The following is an 18693-nucleotide window of genomic DNA, read 5'->3' on the forward strand; positions in this document are numbered from 1 at the left end:
AATAATTCAAATAACTACTATTTTATGTCAAGCATATAAAATCAGATCTTATAATCCAACTAACATTGCTAAAAAAATAAAGTAAATGCCTACTAAAAAATAAAACAGATGAATTTTACCAAAAGTAAAAATCTTATTCTTCCTCAATAAATTGTTTTGAAAGTTGTTCAAATGATGAACTTTCTTGTATTTGCATTGAAGGAATAAATAAATATTCCCATTTCTTAAATCCATTTGCTCTACCCCAATTCGATACTACTTCACAATACTTTATAGCACGCTTCTTCTTTGCAATAACATCAGAATCATTTAACTTATCTTCACCTTTAACTTCAACAAGATATACTCTAGTATCAGTTTCAACAACAAAATCTGGTTCATATTGTTTGCCGTGATTATAAGTGATATTAAATTCTTTCTTAGCAGGGCGTAGCCAATTTTTAACAAATTTGTCTCGTTCAAGAACCCTCGCCAAAATAAGTTCAGGCTTACTGTCAAATTTAGCACAATCAAATATACCTTTTGTAATTCCTGTAAATAAAATAGAACGAATACTATCAGTATATGACTCATATAGATTTTTTTGTTCACTATAAGTATGTGCTTGTTTAAGATTAATATTACTCACGTCTACTACTTCTTCAACAAGAAATCCATTCTCACAATAAAAATGTTGCATCATTTGAGTGTATATTTTATTTCCAATATCTTTCCTATTCATCATAACAATATTATGCATACCATTATCTCCATAACTAGTTTGGTAAGAATCGATTACTTGTGTAATCAACTTAATTAACAATTTAGGATTTTTTTCATAATCAATTTCAGGCTTTTTTCTAAGTTCTTCTAAAATTACATTTTTAGGAGCATAACCTTCAAAGTCAATCATAGTGCCTTTAACACGTTCACTATCAGACATATTTTCAAGACTTTGTATTAAAATATCGTTTTCAATTGGAACATGTTTAAAATCTTTTAAGTCTATATCAAAATCAACAAAGCAATATTCTTCAACACCATCATCAGTTATTTTTATTTTTGGGATTGGAATGAATTTACTTACTACTGCTTGATATGTGTCCTCAGTTTCTTTTATAATCCAATCACTAAAAATGTCTTCATTATCATAATAGGTAGTTCCTAAGTCAATATCTTCATTAATTTTATTCTCAACTATAGAGACAATACTTTCTCTACCCAATCCATCTAATAATTCACTTAAACAATTTGTTTCGTAAACCAGTTTGTTTACTTCTTCCTTAATTGAATTATTCGCTTTACTAAAAACAGCTCTATTCTGATCTGTTCGTTCAATGTTTGTATGTTGAAATGCTCTTTCTAACCCATCTCCTTTACTTGTATCTAAAGCTAATTGAGTGTAAATAATATTTTCCTGTTCAATTTCTTCTGCCTTAATAACATTTCCAGCTTTGAATATAGAATCACCTTTTTGCGCCTCTAACAAAATTTCATTAAATTTATCATGCGCTGTTAACATCACTGCATCTATTTCTTTATCTCCAGTTCTTTCACCATAGGGAAGACGTAAGCCTCGGCCTATCATTTGCTCTCTAAGAATCTTAGATGTTGCGGTTCTTAAAGGAACAATAGTAAATAAATTATTTACATCCCAACCTTCTTTAAGCATGTTTACATGAATAACTATCTCAATTGGATTATTAACATCTTCAACTTCTAAAAGATGTTTCATATTTTGTTCACTTTCCGAACCACGCATTTTTGAGTGAACTGTAATTGTTTTATTTTTATATTCACCATTTCTAAATTCATCAGATTTAATGAAATTTTCTGTTAACGTTGCATGTTCAGTATCTTTACAAACAACTAGCATGAAAGGTTTAACTGTTGGTTTTTTATTATTACTAGCATAAACCTCAAGTTTATTTTTAACATTTTCATGACAAGTTATTCCGTCTAGTAACATTAATTTATCAATTTGTTCATCACCAAAATTATAAAAGTTAATATCTGACCTTGTGACTGCAAAGGGAGTTCTTGTGTATCCATCTTCGATAGCTTTAGAAAGAGGATATTCATACACAACGTTCTTAAATGGAACTTGTTTTGCACCTTTTTTTACAAGAGGTGTAGCTGTTAATTCTAAACCAAGTATTGGTTTTAAATCATTTAATGCTAAAGCACCTTTTTCAGCACGATAATGATGCGATTCATCCATTATCAAAACTAAATCATTTAAATTTGAAAGTTCATCATAAAAAGACTGTCCAAGATATTCATTAACTTTTTTCATATTAGCATTTTCTTTATTAAATTTATCAATATTGAATACAAAAATATTAATGTCTGATTCAAATAACGAAAGATTTCTGTTTCTATAGTCTTCATCAGCAATGATATTAGGGGGATTCACAAAACATCCTAATCCTTTAAATACATATTTTGAATGAGATGGATCTCCAAAATCTTTTTTTAATTTTTCATAAATAGTTGAGCTCGGTGCTACAACGAAGAAATTTTTAATATCGTGTTGTGTGTACAAGTAACTAATAAATGCGCCCATTAGTCTTGTTTTACCAACACCAGTAGCTAATGCAAATGTTAAAGAAATAAATTTTTTTTCAAAATCAGTACAAGTTGGGTACTTATCTTTAATTTCTGACAAGGAATCAATTAAATTATTACTTCTATTAACTAATTTAATATTACTAGCGATATCATCTAGTATTTCTAATGACCTAATTTGAGGTTTTCTTAACGACATAATTCTACTAATGTAATCAGGAGAGTATTGAGGGAATTTAGTATTGCTCATCAAATTCATCCTCCTTAAATTCATCATATACTGGTGGATTTATAATATTCAGCTTATAATCATCTTTATTAAATTCACAATGACCCAATAACATATTTGGAATCTTTTTTATTGTAATTTGTTTGTATGTTTTTTCAACACTTGCATCAAACGAACGACAAGCAATAACAAGGAACTCATTATCTTCCATAGTATCTTTTATAGAATCAACAAATTGTGCAGTTAGATGCCTCGTAGTTACAAAAAGATATGAATTTTCATTTCCGCGTGATTGCTTCCAAAAAAGATCTGATGAAGGTTGATAATAAAATCCTTCATGTAATGCTACTGCTGAAGCCAGCATATCTGCACTATATTCTTTGTTTATTACTGGTTCACCAAAAGTATCAATATTAATTAGTGAGGGTGCAAGTTCATAAAACTTATAACCTCCCCCACCTTTCCAATCAACTGATTTAGTAATACCACCTTTATCTTCGCCAGATATTACTTTATCAAGACGAACTTTACAATGAGTGTATGCTTGTTGCCCCATTTCAACACCTATCCACTTTCTGTTCATTTTGTGTGCAACAGAACTAGTTGTACCTGAACCTAGAAATGAATCCATGACTAAATCACCTTCATTACTTGCCAATGTGAATACTCTTTCTAATAACTTTTCGGCTTTCTTCCCATTAGGGAATTCAACCCCCCCTTCTTTGGTTAGGTTTTTGGTTTCTCCAACAAAGTCCCAATAAGTTCCTTGTAAATCTTTTTTACAAAGTTTGCCATCAATTTCAACCGAAACATCTTTAAGCCATGCGAAAAGTCTGAACGATTCCCCTTTATAAAACTGTTCATATAATTTCCCTTTATTTCGTCCGCTTCTTGGCACATATTCAATTGAATAGAGGTCACTTTCAAAACCAATTTCTTTAACCTTCTCTAATACTCTAGGTCTTATTGAACTTTGAGGCATAGCGGTTTGAAATATACAATGAGCATACTTAGCATAAATATCTTTTTCCGATTTTTTTTCATCTTTCATAAGTAATTTTACTGATTTAATTAAATAATTTTCCCTTTTATAAATTTTAATTTCATTTCCTTCTCCATCTACAGTTGAGCCAATATATATTTTATCACCCTTGTTTATTAGAGCAGTAGTATATTTCCAACTTTTATTTTCTTCTCTATATTGTTCAACTAATTTAGAAATCGGTGAATATGAGTATACAGGTGTGAACTGGCTTATTAATTCGTAATTTTTTGAGTATATTAATATATATTCAATGTTTTTTTTCAGTCTCTTATCTTGACCACCCCCAGAAGCTCCAGCTATATTTTTCATTAAAACACTTATAGTATTTATATAATTATTTCTTCCAAAAACTTCATCCATCAAAACCTTTAAGTATGCGTATTCTTCATCATCAATTTGTACGAAAATACTACCATCATCAGATAATAAGTTTTTCAACATTTCAAGTCTAGCTTTCATCAAACTCAACCACTGACTATGTTCTATATTATCATCGTAGTGTTCAAAAGCTGAACCTGTATTATAAGGTGGATCAATATAAATACATTTTACTTTACCCGCATATTTAGATTCTAAAGCTTTAAGAACTAGTAGATTATCACCGTGTATTAACATATTTTCTGTATCAACATCATACTTTATATTTGACAGCTCTTTATTTTCAATAAGTAATCTTGGTTCAATCTGAAATTTCTTTTCTTTTCCATACCATGTTAGTTCTAATTTATTACCCACACTAAATCCTCCAATTTCAGCAATATTAACTTTTGTTATTAATTTAACATTATTATTTAAATAACATCTATTATTAAATCTCAATAAAGATGTTATTCATTAGTAACTGTTGTTCATAATTCGGAGCTAAAACCCACACATAGTATAATAATATTTTAGTTACTTGAATATGTGATTCAGCAGTATCATTATACTTTATTTTAGAAGATTACTCAATTTGTTATTTAGGCATTAAATTAACTCATTTATTCTGATAATGTAATTTTTTTGTCCTTTGTATAGAATTTTAATTTCCCTTCATACAGTAGCCAATCATAAAATTTCTGTTCGTCATTCCTAAATTTTTAAACACAGTTCTTTCAGAGGTAGAAGCGCAAAGGGATACTTTACGCTTCACTAGACACTGGTTGATGTTTACCTCTGTATTGTTTAACTAGTCATTATGCCAAGCGCACACAATAAAAAAGAGAATGATTAACATTCTCTCGCAAACATACGCTATTTTCCAAACTCTCCCATTAAATAAATCATATGCATAATCCCTTCATAAAAATCAGCCATTCTAATGGATTCATTTGGCGCATGTGCTCTTGAACCAGACCAGCCTACCCCACTACATAAAATCGGTAGCTTTAGGTATTGATCAAAAATATACATGGGTCCTGTTCCTGCATTATTTGGTACTAATAAAATTTCAGTATCTGTGCCATAAGCTTTTTCAGCTGATTTTACGACTTGTTGAACAAAGGGATCTGTCATATTTGAACGGAAGGCTTTCTGTCCATCTAATAAGTGGACTTTCACATCTTCAAAGCCATGCTTATCTAAGTGTTTTTGTACGCAATCTGCAATATGAGCTGGTGTTTGTCCTGGTACTAAGCGGCAATCGACTTTTGCTTTTGCTGTACGTGGTAAAACGGTTTTTGTTCCTTCTCCTACAAAGCCACTTAAAATGCCACAAATGGTCATTGTTGGGTAAAAAACTAAGGCTTCACTTGGTGTGATTTCTTTTCCATCTGTAATTAAAGGTCTGGTTAAGCCATATTGCGCGACAGTACTTTCCAAGTTAAATGGAAGTGATGCCACCAATTCTTTTTCTTCTTTGGTTGGTGGGGTAATATCATCATAAAAGCCTTCAACTAAAATATTGTTCTCTACATCACGCATTGAAGCAAGGGCTTGTGTTAAGCGCCAGGCAGCATTGTCAACAATTGCCCCCATTGAAGAATGAATATCAATCCCCGCACTATCAGCAGTCAGTTCTAAATAAGCCATGCCTTTGATTCCAGCATCAATTACAAAGCGCTCTTCATTATCTTTTCCACCAAATTCCCAAATACAAGCATCTGCTTTGAATAAATCAGCATACTTTTGAAGATATTTTTCTAAATTGCGACTGCCAATTTCTTCTTCTCCTTCAACTAAAAATTTAATGTTACATGGTAACCCATCTTCTGTTTCTAGTAAAGCAGCGATGGCATTTAAACGGACAATGAAATTGCCTTTATTATCCGCCGTACCTCGAGCATATAAAATGCCCTCTTTTTCAGTGGCTGTAAAGGGATCTGTTTGCCATTCATCTAATGGCTCTGCCGGTTGAACATCGTAATGGTTATAAAAGAGTAAGGTTTTATTGGCATTGCCTGTCGGTGAGGCTTTAAAGAAGCCATAAACAACTGGATGGCCACCTAAATCATCTAATACTTGTGTTTCTCCCCCTAAATCCTGAATTAAATTTTCGACATATGTAACGGTTTCAGGAATTGCACGGTGCTCAGTTGAGACTGTTGGAAGCGCCAAATAGTCATAAAATAATGGCATTCTTTTATCTGCTAAGCTTTTTACTGCTTCTTTTGTAAGGTTATTCATGGTTTGTTCCACCCTTCATTTTTTAATTGTTGAAATATTCTGATTTTTATAATTGTACACAAATCAGCACATTTATACAAGTGTTAATCTCTTTAAATAATAGGACATTTAGGTGAATTATTGCTTGTTAAAGACAAGCTTATTAGGTTAAAATACAAGCAAGCATACTTTTACTCGTTATTCTATACTAATGGGGCTGAAAATCGTTGAAACAGAAAAAGTTAGCAAAAAATAGCTTCATCTTCATTCTTGGTATTTTATGTTTTTTTATTTTTCATTTTTTATTTAATTATTTTTTTTAACATCTTACATAGAAAAATAAGCCTAACTCTTCTACTGATTACAAACATAGAAAAAGTGAGGCTTATTTTTAATAGTTCATCATTTTATTCTGTGATAAAACGCTGCACTCTTTCATTCACTAATTGTGCAACATTTGAGCCAGCAACCATTATGGTATATAAAGGATTCATATCATCTGTTGTCCTACCATGAGCATGGATTTGCACTTCTCCATCACCATGTAAAGACACTTTATAATATAAAGCTTCGCCCTGATTCAAGTCATTTAATAGCTCTAAAACTGCTGCTTTTTTGCCATAGTCTTTTAGATAAGCCACACCACGATAAATGATTTGATAATCAGTTGGGGATTCATTTCTTTGGAAAACCACACCAAAGGGGATTTTATTGCCTTCTGGTGATTCAAAGCTGCCAGAATAAACCACATTGCCATGTTCATTTTCTTCTTTGATTAAGGTAAAACCTTTTTCTTCTAATAACGCATCAAATGCTTCAGTAATTGTCATTTTTAGTGCTCCTTTTCATTTAAATTGAAAATTTATTTTTAATACTATCAACATTTTTAATCATGACAGAAATAGTTCCATCTGGATTATTGATAAATTCAACTAAATCTTTGTTTTGATAAATATCAATTGGAATCGTTAATTCAATTCCGTTATCTAATTTAAATTTTTGCTTACTATATTTTTTTTCATATTTAATTGGATCAACAGGAATTTTCTCTTCAATCCCAGCCTCTTGTACAATGGCTAAATAGTCATTTTTGGCCGAAATATTTTCTTCAAAAACAGCTTCTGCAATTTGCATCACATCAACATTTCCTGTTTCTTCAACACTTTCATAAACAGCTTTTTGGGTATGAGATAAGCTAATATATTCATCTGTATTATATTTTCCTGAAACTTTACGAATCGCTTTTTTAACCACTTTCATATTTTCAACAGCTGATGGTGCAGGAGTTGTTTTTAAGAATTTCTCAGAGAAGTAAGAGATTTTTTCTCCTTCAAATAAATATTTCTTTTCTACAATTTGGCAGTTTCCAGTTGCTGTATCAATTATTACCCCTTCATCTACACGCTGGGTTTTAGAAGGTAAAATGGTCTTATTGACAATGATTTTATTTGCCAATGCTTCTTCATCGTAATCAAGAAAATGTGTAAACTGCTCCTTATAATTTAACTTAATCATCCCAATTAAGGCATTACTGGTATTGTCAACTCCAGAGAAAATCAATAAGTCCCCACCAGGAACCTCTTCTCCATGGGTAATCATATCAAATAATTGCTTAGCGAGTTCACTACTTTTTTCAATAAAATTTAATTCACTACTGTTTAATAATTGCATCACTTGATTTTGTTCATCTAAAAAAGCTTCTTTAATGTCTCCAGAACCTAATTTGGACACTAATTTTGTGACATATTCATTGACTGCTCCATTTGAAAAGTCTAGTTCCTTCTGAGAACATATTAATGAATCTGCTTCTTTATCTAAAATATGCAAAATTGCTTGTTGTATTTCCAAAATTCCACCTCATTTATTCATTCCATTTCTTATTATATACAATCTTGCGTTGAAATGAAAATAACAATTGCGATATTCTGAAAATAAGTTTTTTTTGCTCAGATAAATGAATGATTTTTTCCATGTAAAAATAAAAGTAAAGAATTTTTTTCATGTCATTTATGATACATCATTTTTCAGCTAAATCAAAAAAATAAATTGTATCCCCTTTCAACACTAGTCTGATACTATTCTCACTAACTGATTGGTGCAAGCATTTTTTTATTTCATCAGTCGCTACTATTTTTGAATAGATAAAAACCAAAGTCTAAAATTGCACTTGTTGTTTATTTTTTCATGTGATACCATTGTTTTGAAAATATTATCAAAGGAGTGGAATGTTTTGAAAACTTTTTTTGAAAAAGCACAACAATTTGGTAAATCATTTATGTTACCGATTGCAATTCTGCCAGCTGCAGGATTATTACTTGGGATTGGAGGTGCATTGTCAAATCCAAATACAGTCAATGCTTATCCTGTCCTAGATATCCCTTGGTTACAGGCTATATTCGCAATTATGTCCTCTGCTGGGAATATCGTTTTTGCTAACTTACCGGTTCTATTTGCTGTCGGTGTGGCTGTTGGTTTAGCGCGTTCTGATAAAGGAACAGCTGCCCTTGCTGCCTTATTAGGCTATTTGGTTATGAATGCCACAATCAATTCAATCTTGGTCATCACTGGTAAATTAGCGACAGATAACTTAGCAGGTGCTGGTCAAGGAATGGCTTTGGGGATTCAAACGTTAGAGTCTGGTGTATTCGGTGGTTTAGTTGTTGGTATTCTGGCATCATTTCTTCATAATCGCTTTAATAAAACGGAATTACCCCAGTTTCTTGGATTCTTTAGTGGCTCACGCTTCGTGCCAATCATCACTGCACTTTCATCTATTTTCTTAGGTGTGGTCATGTTTTATATTTGGCCATTATTCCAATCTGTTATTTTTAGTATTGGTGATGTTGTCAACTCAACTGGTTATATTGGTACTTTTTTCTATGGATTTATCTTACGTTTATTGGGACCATTTGGGTTACACCATATTTTCTATCTCCCATTCTGGCAAACAGCTCTTGGTGGCACTTTAGAAATTGGTGGAAAGTTATTCCAAGGCACACAAAACATTTTCTTTGCACAACTTGCTGATCCTAGTACAACTCAATTTTTCGAAGGAACAGCTCGTTTTATGTCAGGTCGTTTTATCACAATGATGTTTGGTTTAATTGGTGCAGCTTTTGCTATTTACCGAGCAGCTAAACCTGAAAATCGTAAAGTTGTTGGTGGCTTAATGTTAACAGCTGCTTTAACTTCTTTCTTAACTGGTATTACTGAACCACTAGAATTTGCTTTTCTATTTGTAGCACCTGCCTTATATGTTGTGCATGCATTTTTTGATGGACTAGCCTTTATGGTGGCTCATATCTTTAAGATTACAATTGGACAAACCTTCTCAGGTGGCTTTATTGATTTCATGTTATTTGGAGTTCTTCAAGGAAATGATAAAACAAACTGGATTATGGTACCTATTATCGGAGTTCTCTGGTTCTTCCTCTACTACTTTACCTTTAGTTTCTTAATCAAAAAATTTAATTTTAAAACTCCAGGTCGTGGGAATGACAAATTGGAAGAAAAAAATAGTGTTGCTGAAAACGGTACAGATCGAGCAGAAAAAATTGTAGCAGCACTTGGCGGAATGACTAACTTAGATACTGTTGATTGCTGTGCAACTAGATTAAGAGTGACCGTTAAACAAGGTAATTTAGTTGATGAGAAAGCTCTTGAAGCTACTGGTTCAAAAGGTGTCATAAAAAAAGGAAATGGTATTCAGGTCATTTATGGTCCTCAAGTCACCATTATCAAAAATGAAATTGAAGAAATGATTGGAGAATAGACTAGTGTTAAATAAAATTAAAAACAAGCTGATTGTATCCTGCCAAGCATTGGATCATGAACCACTACACAGTGATTTTATTATGTCAAAAATGGCTTTAGCCGCTTTACAAGGCGGTGCAGCTGGTATTCGTGCAAACTCTGTCATCGATATTAAAGCGATTAAAAAAGAAGTTGATTTGCCAGTCATTGGGATTATCAAACGTGATTATCCTGATTCAAAAGTTTTTATTACGGCAACTACTAAGGAAATTGATGAGTTGGCTACTTCAAACTGTGACATGATTGCTTTAGATGCAACCTCTCGTGTGCGCCCTAATGGACAATCTTTAGCTGAAATTGTTCAGTATGCTAAAAAGACTTATCCTCAGATCTTATTAATGGCTGACGTTGCAACAGTTGAAGATGTTAGAGTTGCTAATCAATTAGGCTTCGACTGTATCTCAAGTACTTTAATTGGCTATACGGAAGAATCAAAAAATGATTCTGTTGCAGCAGATGATTTTGCTATTTTAAGAAAAATGCTAGCGGAAAGTCAGTTACCACTCATTGCTGAAGGAAATATTGATACTCCTGAAAAAGCGAAAAGAGTCTTGTCTTTAGGTGTACACAGTGTTGTTGTAGGTGGTGCAATCACGCGACCGCAATTAATCACAGAAAAATTTGTGAACGCAATCGAATAAGTATAACCCCGTTACTTTTCTATCTTATAGAAGAATAACGGGGTTATTTTAATGATTATTTTTTAATTGACTCTCTTCATTTAAAATCAGTTGGAGAGTCTTACTGCGTTTATCATACATAACTGGATCTCCTAGAAGCTCATAGAAAATACAATCTAAAACGAAAAACATGGTCAGCTGCGTATTGATAAATCGACCATCATGCATCGATTTAACACTTGAAGTATAAATACAAATATCAGCTATTTTGGTTAGTGTGCTGTCTTTAAAATTGGTTAAGGTACAAATGTTCACTTGATTTTCCTTTGCAATATGACAGGCTTTAATTAAGGCTTGTGTTTCCCCTGAATTAGATAAGCAAATTAATAAATCATCTGGACCTAATAATTTAGCCCCCATTAACATCATATGAGGATCAGTCACACAATCAACAGTCAACCCCATTCTCATCAGCTGATATTTAAATTCATTTGCAGTTAAGCCAGAGCTTCCTATTCCACAAAGTGTAATTTTATTGGCAGCTTTAATGGCTGCAATTAAAGCTGCCAATTGAGTCGCATCAATTAGCATTTTTGAAGAGGCAACCATTGTATCATAAAAAGTGCCCACTACTTCGACTACCCCTTCTTCTTTATGCTCATCTTTTTTCGTTTCTCGGCTCAAATAAGATTTTAATTCAGCGAAGCTAGCATAATTTAATTTTTTACAAAAACGTGTCACAGTCGCATTAGATACTTTAGCGTTTGCAGCTAATTGCTGAATGGTCAATTGACTAATTTGCTCCATGTGAGCAACAATATAATCCCCTAAAGTTGATTCCGTTTTAGACAAATGCTTTTGTTCTTGAGTGAGTCGATTTGCAAAATTTAGTTCATTCATAGGTCACCTCATCTATTCATTTCATCACTTATTATATACAATATTACAATGAAATGAAAACAACAACTAGAAGATTCTTTAATAAAGTTGTCATCTCTTTTTATATTGGATGACGAATGACATCAACTAAACGGAATGATTCATCCTCACTGTCATATTCATATTTAAAGATACAGCAATTCGTAAAGCCTTTTTTCAACTCTTCTGTGGGGTCTTGCCAATGTCTTAAGAAATGTAAACAGGCTCCTGCATGAGACACTGCGAGCACAGATTGATGATCTTCGTTCTTCATGATTTTTTTACAAGTAGTAACCAATCTTTCGCGGACTTGTTCCCTTGATTCTCCACCAAATTGTAAAAAGAACGTACTTTTATCTTGTGGATTTAACTCTTCACTTTCCCCTTCGAAAGTACCAAAATCCATTTCTTTTAACCCTTTTAATCGGGTATAAGGCATTCGATTTTTGGTCACCAGCTCTAATGTGTCACAAGATCTTTCAGAGGTAGAACTATAAAGATGATCTAATTCAATTGAATCAAAGTAAGATCCAGCTATCTCTGCTTGTTTGACACCAAGCTCTGTTAATGGTGAATCACATGCTCCTTGAATCTTTTTTCTGACATTAAAAAGTGTTTGACCATGGCGCATCATGTAAAATGTTTTTTTCATAAATGAAGTATTCCTTTCTCTCATCGCTTACTCTTAGCTCTCATTTCAAATCAAAAAGAAAGCTATTTTTGATAGATAGTTTTTGACAAATCTTTGATTTTTTTAATTGGTTCAATTACGTTTACTAATTGATTGCCAAAATAATAAATATTTTCTCTATTGATAATCATCACTTGATTCAATAGTGTCAGCATTGCTTTAGAAAGCTCATTTTTTTTATTTCTTACTAAAAGTGAATAAAGGTCTTGCCTCTGACAGTCCAATGTTTGTTCAAAGAAAGTCTCATATAAAACATCTTTTTTGTCTTCTAAACTAAAAATTCTTAATTGATAGATGGCCTCTCTAGTATTGAAGGTATTGATTTGCTTAAAGTTTTCAACTGGAAAAATCTCTTGAAACCTTTCTACAACATCATTTTTATCATCGATAAAGGCCGCTTCACTTGTATAATAAGCGATTTGGTGTTGCATATGTTTAGAAACTTCTTTGATTTCATTTATCACACTGCTGGCAATTGGTAAATTAGCAATTTGTTGCCCGTTTAAAGCAACTAAACCACCATTAAATAGAATAAAAGCACCCTTAAATTCTATTCCAATTAAATATCGAGTGATTTCTAAAGAATATGGACTACAAACAACCAAAAGATAAGCATTATTTTGCATGCTCAGCAACACTTCTTTCGTTAAATCGTGACCGTTAAAAGTATTTTTTGAAATCATTTTCTCAATATCTAAAAAAATAACGCCCTGATACACGCTAGTTCCCCCTATCTTTTTTACTAGTTGTGATCGTATAAATAAATGTATCATCATCCTATCACTTAAAGTGAACTCCAAGTCAATTAAAATTTATTAGATTATGAATAATTCATCAAAAAAACAAGAAAACAACAGACAATTAAGCTGCTATTTCCTTGTTTTTCTTTTTATTGCATCAGTACGCCAAATTATTCATTCTTCTACTGATCCTCTAACTGCAGTTGAATCATATATTTATATTCATCTGAACGGTAATACATTTCACTATACTCAATAGCAGTTGCTTCTTTATCATAGGCAATCCGTTCACGATAAAATAAAGCAAAGTTTTTATCTAATTCCAATAATTCAGTAATGGTATGGTCAGCATACTTTACTTCAATATTCTCAACCGCATGATTAATCTTAATGCCGCATTGTTTAATCAACGCATATAATGAAGCATGTTCATCAAATTGATCGGCTGTCAGTAAAATGCCTTTATTTTTAGTCACATAGGTTCTCTGTAATCCTACTTTTAAATCAAAAATTTTTCTGACACGTTCAATATAATAACAGGTTTCATTATTGCCTAGCTTTAAGCTGTTTTTGACTCTTTGAGGTGGAATCAGTTCTTGAAATGAAACCAGTGTTGCACTTGTTTCAATGCCAGAGCCTTGAAATTCGTTTGTAAAACTATCTAATTTTTGTAAATTTAAAGATAATTTTTTACTTTTAACAACGGTTCCTTTTCCTCTGATTTTTTCAACATAGCCATCTGTTTGTAAGTCTTCAATTGCTTTTCTAACAGTTATCCGACTCACACCATAAAATGATTGTAGTTCTGGTTCAGCTGGAATTCGTTCATTTTCTTTAAATTCACCATTCACTATTTTTTTTAGCAAATCGTTATAAATATATGCATGTAACACTTGCTTAGCTATAGGATCACCTTCTTCTTAATTACTTCTGCTCTTTTTAACTTCCTCAATAAAATAGGCTGCTTTTTTAGGGTTAATCTTATTTCTCATATTACCATCTTTTATCCAAGTTGCAACCGAAACCCCATCATAAAAATCTAATAATTGAGAAATATTCTCTCCTGTAGCTCCTCCACCTAGATAAACAGGTACTTCTGGTACGCGCTCTTTTATTTGTTGAATAATATTTAAGCTTTCCTCAGTAGTTGCTCCTGATGTAAATAATCCATCAGCAAAAGCTTCATAAACAGCTTCCCAAGCAGCATCTTGATAAGTTTTACGACCAATTGGCACACCATGAACCTCATAGATATCAGCAAAAACCGGAATCTTTGAATTTAATTTCTTTTTTAAATTAATAATATCAACACATTGTGCTTGTAAAAGCCCTGCGCTTGTAATATTCGCTCCAGTATACAAATGTTCTACTCGAATGAAATCAGCTTCACATGCCTCAGCTACCGCCAAACTAGCAACGCCATCCCAGTTTACTAGCACACCTTGTAAAAGACTTGGAAAGCTATGTTTAATTTCTAGCAAAATTCTAGACATAAACGCGACTGTTTCAAAGTTTGAGTGCTGTTTGATCGGCATATCATTCATATTTTGGATAATGAAGCCATCAAAGTGATTGGCATGAATCATTTCAGCTTCTGCTAAGCATTCCTCAACAATTTGATGAATTGTTTTATCAGTGTGTGTATACGTTCCTGGTAACGGAGGCGGCTGTAGCATCGCTAAAGCAGGTTTATTTAATAATCTCTCATTCATCAAGACTGACACCTCCATAAATACTTTCCATATATTCTTTTGCAACACTATACATTTGTTTAGCTGGTACAACACCATATTCTGTAATAAAGCTATGGATAAATCGACTTTCAACCCCAATTAATTCTGGTACTTTAAAGTCAATTTTCTCTTGATAACTATTTTCTGCCCATTCCTTAGTCATCTTATGCTCTAAATCATCAATGACCAATTTCTTTTCAATCCCAAATTGTGCTTTCCCATCCAACTTAATCATCGGTGTAATAAAATATAAAGGTTTATGGAAATAATCACAGACTAATCCCACTAAATCTGAACCTAAAGTATTAAATCCTGTTCCATCTGGATAAAATGTCTCAGCTCCCATAAAGCAAGCTTCACACTCATCCATATAATAAAAGATGGCACAATCTGGAATAAATTTGATTTGATAATTTAAGGCTACGAGTGGCTCAATATATGGTTTACCACCATTAATAACTCTGCTCTCAGGAATATAGATAGTGCGCATTTGTTGATCTTTAGCTAACGCTTTTAAAAAGTTTTCTACTGTGCTTGAATAATCATAACACATGATTGTTGTATATTTTTTTGAAAGATTTACTGCATAGCTCAATAATTTTTCTTTATTTTTTTCTGTATCTACGAAATATTGATTTTTAGTATCAATGATTCCTTGTGCTGTTTTTTGTGCTTCAATCCCTTGAATCATTAAAAGAATCGCACTCGTAATAGCTTGACTGGCTTTCCCACGAGTATTTATATAATATTTTGCTAGTTTCTTAATTGCTGTTTTAATTTCTTCAAGTGATTTTTCTTGATCCATTGCTAAGTGCTCCATCATTACGCCAATTGCTGCTATATGATTTGTTGCACCTAGTAACTCATGATTTTCAATTTGATCAAATATGAATTGATCTTCTAGGTTCAATAGTTCTCTCATTTCAATTTTTTCCATTTGTTTTCTTCCTTATCTGCAATCTTCATTCATAAGATTTTGACTATTTTTATAGAAGATTTTCGCTTTTTCTTCTTCAGTAATTGTCAACATATCAAAAAGATAAATACTACTACTGGTTAATCTTTCTGGATATTTTGTCCCAAATACAATTTTATCAATCTTTAATTCTTTCAGCGCTTTTCTTAAAATTTGTAATTCATATTGATTAGAGGTTTCAACATAAATATTGTCATTTCTTTGCGCAACATCAATACATGTATACCCATAGTCGAAACAGCCCATATGAAGAAAGATAAATTTAATTGTTGGAAATGCTTGCGCATATTTTTCCCATTGCTGTGGAATGGTTCTAGCGCCAATTCCCACAAAAACTTTAACAATTAAATTGGTTTCTTTGACTAAATCAAAAATTTCAAACAAGTTCTCTTGCAATTCTGGATAATAACCATGCTCAAATGAATCAAATTCTAAAAATTGAATATATGGTAGCTCAATTGCCTCTTTTATTTGCTCCATCACATTTTTACACTTTGGATTAATCATGCTACAGCCAATTAATCGATCTGGATATTGGGCACACAAATCATTCATGCTACGATTATTTAATAAAAGATCTTCATTATTGATAGAAGAAATTACTCGTTTGTCAATCTGATTTTCATTCATATCTTCGAGCAACTCATCAATATGATATCGGTTCTGCGCAAACGTAATATGCGAATGAATATCAATATACATAGTCTACCTTCTTTCTTTATCCTAAAATCCCCAAGTAAACACCAGCAACACCAACAAGCATTGTCAGCAATATTAAGATTGTAGCAGAGATTTTTTTCTTTTTAATTAAGTAAAACATCAGCATGGTATAGCCTAAACCTAATACGCCAGGCATCAAACCATCTAGTGTTTCTTGTAAAATCAATTGACTTTCGCCACTTCCAACAACAATTGGCGTATTGATGACAACAAGTGCAGGAATGAAGCCACCAACAATCATATAAGCAGCAATTGATGCTAATTCTGTTACCTTATCAATTAAACCGCTATTTTGAATCGTATCGACTAATTTAATCCCTTGTTTATAACCTTGGAAAACGCCTAAATAACGTGTACCAATTGAAACAAAGCTCATGCTAATCACAAAAAATAATGGGCCTATCCATCCTAAACCACTTTGCACAAATGAAATCGCTAGACTCGCTAAAATAGGTCTGGCTGTTCCATTTAAAAGTGAATCTCCTAAACCGGCTAAAGGACCCATCAAAGCAGTTTTAATCGCACCAATAATCGACGGATCAAAGTCTTCACTATTGGCATTTTCTTCTTCCATCGCTGCACTAATTCCAATTGGAATCGCAGAAGTAATATCATTTGTTAAAAAATATTCCATATGACGCTCGTAAGCTTCTTTCTTCTCTTCATCTGTTTCATAAACCTTTTCAATAACAGGAATCATGCTTTGGGTAAACCCTGCATTTTGCTGTCTCTCATAGTTATTCGCCGCACGTATTGTCATTTGATTCCAAAATACTTTCCATAAATCTTTTTTATTTAGTTTCTTTCCCATTGATTTTCTCCTCCTTAGTTATGATTATTTTGATCATCTAATTTAAAGTAAAAATAAAGTGCACAACAGACAACTGCTAACATGGCAATACCAATCATATTTACATTCAGATAAGAAGCAAAGAAAAATCCTAATAAGAAAAATGGCCACATACGTTTAGATTTTATGGTTGTAAGTAGTAAAGCAAAACCAACTGCACCAATCATTCCGCCGCCAACCGATAAGCCTGTAATCAATTTATCTGGAATTGCACGAATGATTTGTGCGACAAAATCTGATCCGAAATAAACTGCAAGGAAGGTAGGAACACCATATAATAAAAAGTTAACGAGCATTGGATAAATCATATTATTACGACGAATCCCTTTAATATCTAACTTTTCAACCGCATGATCGACTTTATGCATAAACCAAATATTAATCACTGAGTTTTGGAAAGTTGCAGCAATTTGACCGATAAATGAAATCGGTAAAGCAGTTGCAACAGCGAGCTCAGTTCCTCCGCCACCTAAAATCGCAATGGCAGCAGCAATAGCTGTTGAAATAGTTGGGTCTGGTGGCAATGCTGTTCCAACAAAGATAACTGCCAAAAACATCAACTCAATACTGACACCAACAGCAAACCCAGTCGCTACATCTCCCATAATTAAACCAACAACTGGTCCTACCACAATCGGTCTAAAAATATGGGTTTGGAAAGTGTGAGAATCAATAAATGCAATCGTAACAAATAATGCAACAAGTAGTGCTTGTAAGAAAATACTCATCCTATATTCCTCCTATTGATTTGTTTTAGCAATTAAGTCATAGACATTTTGCGCATGGTCATTTGGCACAGTTCGGAATTCGCAAGTAATATTTTTTTCTTGCAACTCTTCAAATGCAGCAAGATCTTCAGGGAATAACCAAAAATTATCCAAGATTCTGGTTTTACCTTTTTTCATATTTTGATTGCCAACATTAATCGTTTTGAGATCATTGATACTATCAATAACAGCATTAGCTGCTGCTGGTGAACCAACTAAAAGTAAAGTTTTATCATCTGTTTCATCAGAACTTAAACGTTCTTTTCCTTCTTCAACACTTAAAACACTTAGCTTTACTTCCTTTGGTGTCGCCATTTGTAGTAAACTTCTTCTTAATTGATCCTTTGCTGCAGCATCATCAATCACAAGAATTTGTTTTGCATCAGCATATTGAAGCCAAGCTGTCACAATTTGACCATGGATTAATCGTTCATCAATTCTAAAAACAGTAACTTTCATTT

General features: G+C 32.5%; 17 protein-coding genes. 2 read left to right on the forward strand and 15 right to left on the reverse strand.

All coding sequences use genetic code 11. The features are described from left to right. Window positions 1–133: 133 nt before the first annotated feature. The 5 genes from BMW29_RS08565 to BMW29_RS08585 all read right to left on the reverse strand — a co-directional run bounded on the left by BMW29_RS08565 (window position 134) and on the right by BMW29_RS08585 (window position 8252). Entirely contained in the window at window positions 134–2797 is a 2664-nt protein-coding gene (locus BMW29_RS08565; protein WP_218139658.1) for a DEAD/DEAH box helicase, read from the reverse strand. Next, window positions 2784–4556, reverse strand: a complete 1773-nt coding sequence (locus tag BMW29_RS08570) for a site-specific DNA-methyltransferase (RefSeq protein ID WP_092652416.1) — start codon at window positions 4554–4556, stop codon at window positions 2784–2786. The genes BMW29_RS08565 and BMW29_RS08570 overlap by 14 nt, the downstream gene beginning before the upstream one ends. Before the next feature lie 498 nt (window positions 4557–5054). Then, the gene (locus BMW29_RS08575) at window positions 5055–6425 is read right to left on the reverse strand and encodes a M20/M25/M40 family metallo-hydrolase (protein ID WP_092652418.1); all 1371 of its coding nucleotides are present in this window, start codon (window positions 6423–6425) and stop codon (window positions 5055–5057) included. 386 nt (window positions 6426–6811) lie between these two features. After that, the gene (locus BMW29_RS08580) at window positions 6812–7234 is read right to left on the reverse strand and encodes a hypothetical protein (RefSeq protein ID WP_092652420.1); all 423 of its coding nucleotides are present in this window, start codon (window positions 7232–7234) and stop codon (window positions 6812–6814) included. Between the two features lie 19 nt (window positions 7235–7253). Then, window positions 7254–8252 carry a nucleoid-associated protein gene (locus tag BMW29_RS08585; RefSeq protein WP_177165727.1) on the reverse strand — a complete coding sequence of 333 codons (999 nt, stop codon included), beginning with the start codon at window positions 8250–8252 and terminating at the stop codon, window positions 7254–7256. A gap of 427 nt (window positions 8253–8679) precedes the next feature. Between BMW29_RS08585 and BMW29_RS08590 the strand changes: the two genes are divergently transcribed. Beyond that, window positions 8680–10176 (forward strand): PTS transporter subunit EIIC, encoded by a 1497-nt coding sequence (locus BMW29_RS08590; RefSeq protein ID WP_218139660.1) that lies wholly within the window; start codon window positions 8680–8682, stop codon window positions 10174–10176. A 4-nt stretch (window positions 10177–10180) separates the two neighbouring features. Then, on the forward strand, window positions 10181–10858 hold the full coding sequence (locus BMW29_RS08595) for an N-acetylmannosamine-6-phosphate 2-epimerase (RefSeq protein WP_092652426.1): 678 nt from the start codon (window positions 10181–10183) through the stop codon (window positions 10856–10858). Between the two features lie 48 nt (window positions 10859–10906). Here the strand turns inward: BMW29_RS08595 and BMW29_RS08600 are convergent, their stop codons facing one another. The 10 genes from BMW29_RS08600 to BMW29_RS08645 form a co-directional block, all read right to left on the reverse strand. After that, the gene (locus tag BMW29_RS08600) at window positions 10907–11737 is read right to left on the reverse strand and encodes a MurR/RpiR family transcriptional regulator (RefSeq protein ID WP_092652428.1); all 831 of its coding nucleotides are present in this window, start codon (window positions 11735–11737) and stop codon (window positions 10907–10909) included. A gap of 100 nt (window positions 11738–11837) precedes the next feature. After that, window positions 11838–12407, reverse strand: a complete 570-nt coding sequence (locus BMW29_RS08605; RefSeq protein ID WP_092652430.1) for a histidine phosphatase family protein — start codon at window positions 12405–12407, stop codon at window positions 11838–11840. 62 nt (window positions 12408–12469) lie between these two features. Beyond that, window positions 12470–13165 (reverse strand): HAD hydrolase family protein, encoded by a 696-nt coding sequence (locus BMW29_RS08610; RefSeq protein ID WP_177165728.1) that lies wholly within the window; start codon window positions 13163–13165, stop codon window positions 12470–12472. A gap of 203 nt (window positions 13166–13368) precedes the next feature. After that, the gene (locus BMW29_RS08615; protein ID WP_092652434.1) at window positions 13369–14079 is read right to left on the reverse strand and encodes a GntR family transcriptional regulator; all 711 of its coding nucleotides are present in this window, start codon (window positions 14077–14079) and stop codon (window positions 13369–13371) included. Between the two features lie 27 nt (window positions 14080–14106). Further along, window positions 14107–14898, reverse strand: a complete 792-nt coding sequence (locus tag BMW29_RS08620) for a BtpA/SgcQ family protein (RefSeq protein WP_092652436.1) — start codon at window positions 14896–14898, stop codon at window positions 14107–14109. After that, window positions 14891–15856: an IF-2B domain-containing protein gene (locus BMW29_RS08625; protein ID WP_092652438.1), complete on the reverse strand. Its 966-nt coding sequence runs from the start codon at window positions 15854–15856 to the stop codon at window positions 14891–14893. Before BMW29_RS08625 ends, BMW29_RS08620 begins: the two co-directional genes overlap by 8 nt. Before the next feature lie 12 nt (window positions 15857–15868). Beyond that, window positions 15869–16597: an amidohydrolase family protein gene (locus tag BMW29_RS08630; RefSeq protein WP_092652440.1), complete on the reverse strand. Its 729-nt coding sequence runs from the start codon at window positions 16595–16597 to the stop codon at window positions 15869–15871. A 16-nt stretch (window positions 16598–16613) separates the two neighbouring features. Next, window positions 16614–17426 (reverse strand): PTS system mannose/fructose/sorbose family transporter subunit IID, encoded by an 813-nt coding sequence (locus tag BMW29_RS08635; protein ID WP_092652442.1) that lies wholly within the window; start codon window positions 17424–17426, stop codon window positions 16614–16616. A gap of 14 nt (window positions 17427–17440) precedes the next feature. Beyond that, complete coding sequence (locus BMW29_RS08640) at window positions 17441–18193, reverse strand: PTS mannose/fructose/sorbose/N-acetylgalactosamine transporter subunit IIC (protein ID WP_092652444.1); 753 nt, start codon at window positions 18191–18193, stop codon at window positions 17441–17443. Between the two features lie 12 nt (window positions 18194–18205). Continuing rightward, window positions 18206–18691, reverse strand: coding sequence for a PTS sugar transporter subunit IIB (locus BMW29_RS08645; protein WP_092652446.1), 486 nt, complete (start codon window positions 18689–18691; stop codon window positions 18206–18208). Between the last annotated feature and the right edge of the window lie 2 nt (window positions 18692–18693).

The sequence above is a fragment of the Isobaculum melis genome, from assembly GCF_900111355.1.
Taxonomy (GTDB): domain Bacteria; phylum Bacillota; class Bacilli; order Lactobacillales; family Carnobacteriaceae; genus Isobaculum; species Isobaculum melis.

Coding starts and splice junctions, on each gene's coding strand:
- BMW29_RS08580 (WP_092652420.1), bottom strand. CDS start 7,234: ATGACAATTACTGAAGCATTTGATGCGTTATTAGAAGAAAAAGGTTTT.
- BMW29_RS08645 (WP_092652446.1), bottom strand. CDS start 18,691: ATGAAAGTTACTGTTTTTAGAATTGATGAACGATTAATCCATGGTCAA.
- BMW29_RS08625 (WP_092652438.1), bottom strand. CDS start 15,856: ATGGAAAAAATTGAAATGAGAGAACTATTGAACCTAGAAGATCAATTC.
- BMW29_RS08630 (WP_092652440.1), bottom strand. CDS start 16,597: ATGTATATTGATATTCATTCGCATATTACGTTTGCGCAGAACCGATAT.
- BMW29_RS08640 (WP_092652444.1), bottom strand. CDS start 18,193: ATGAGTATTTTCTTACAAGCACTACTTGTTGCATTATTTGTTACGATT.
- BMW29_RS08635 (WP_092652442.1), bottom strand. CDS start 17,426: ATGGGAAAGAAACTAAATAAAAAAGATTTATGGAAAGTATTTTGGAAT.
- BMW29_RS08600 (WP_092652428.1), bottom strand. CDS start 11,737: ATGAATGAACTAAATTTTGCAAATCGACTCACTCAAGAACAAAAGCAT.
- BMW29_RS08605 (WP_092652430.1), bottom strand. CDS start 12,407: ATGAAAAAAACATTTTACATGATGCGCCATGGTCAAACACTTTTTAAT.
- BMW29_RS08620 (WP_092652436.1), bottom strand. CDS start 14,898: ATGAATGAGAGATTATTAAATAAACCTGCTTTAGCGATGCTACAGCCG.
- BMW29_RS08565 (WP_218139658.1), bottom strand. CDS start 2,797: ATGAGCAATACTAAATTCCCTCAATACTCTCCTGATTACATTAGTAGA.
- BMW29_RS08590 (WP_218139660.1), top strand. CDS start 8,680: ATGTTACCGATTGCAATTCTGCCAGCTGCAGGATTATTACTTGGGATT.
- BMW29_RS08575 (WP_092652418.1), bottom strand. CDS start 6,425: ATGAATAACCTTACAAAAGAAGCAGTAAAAAGCTTAGCAGATAAAAGA.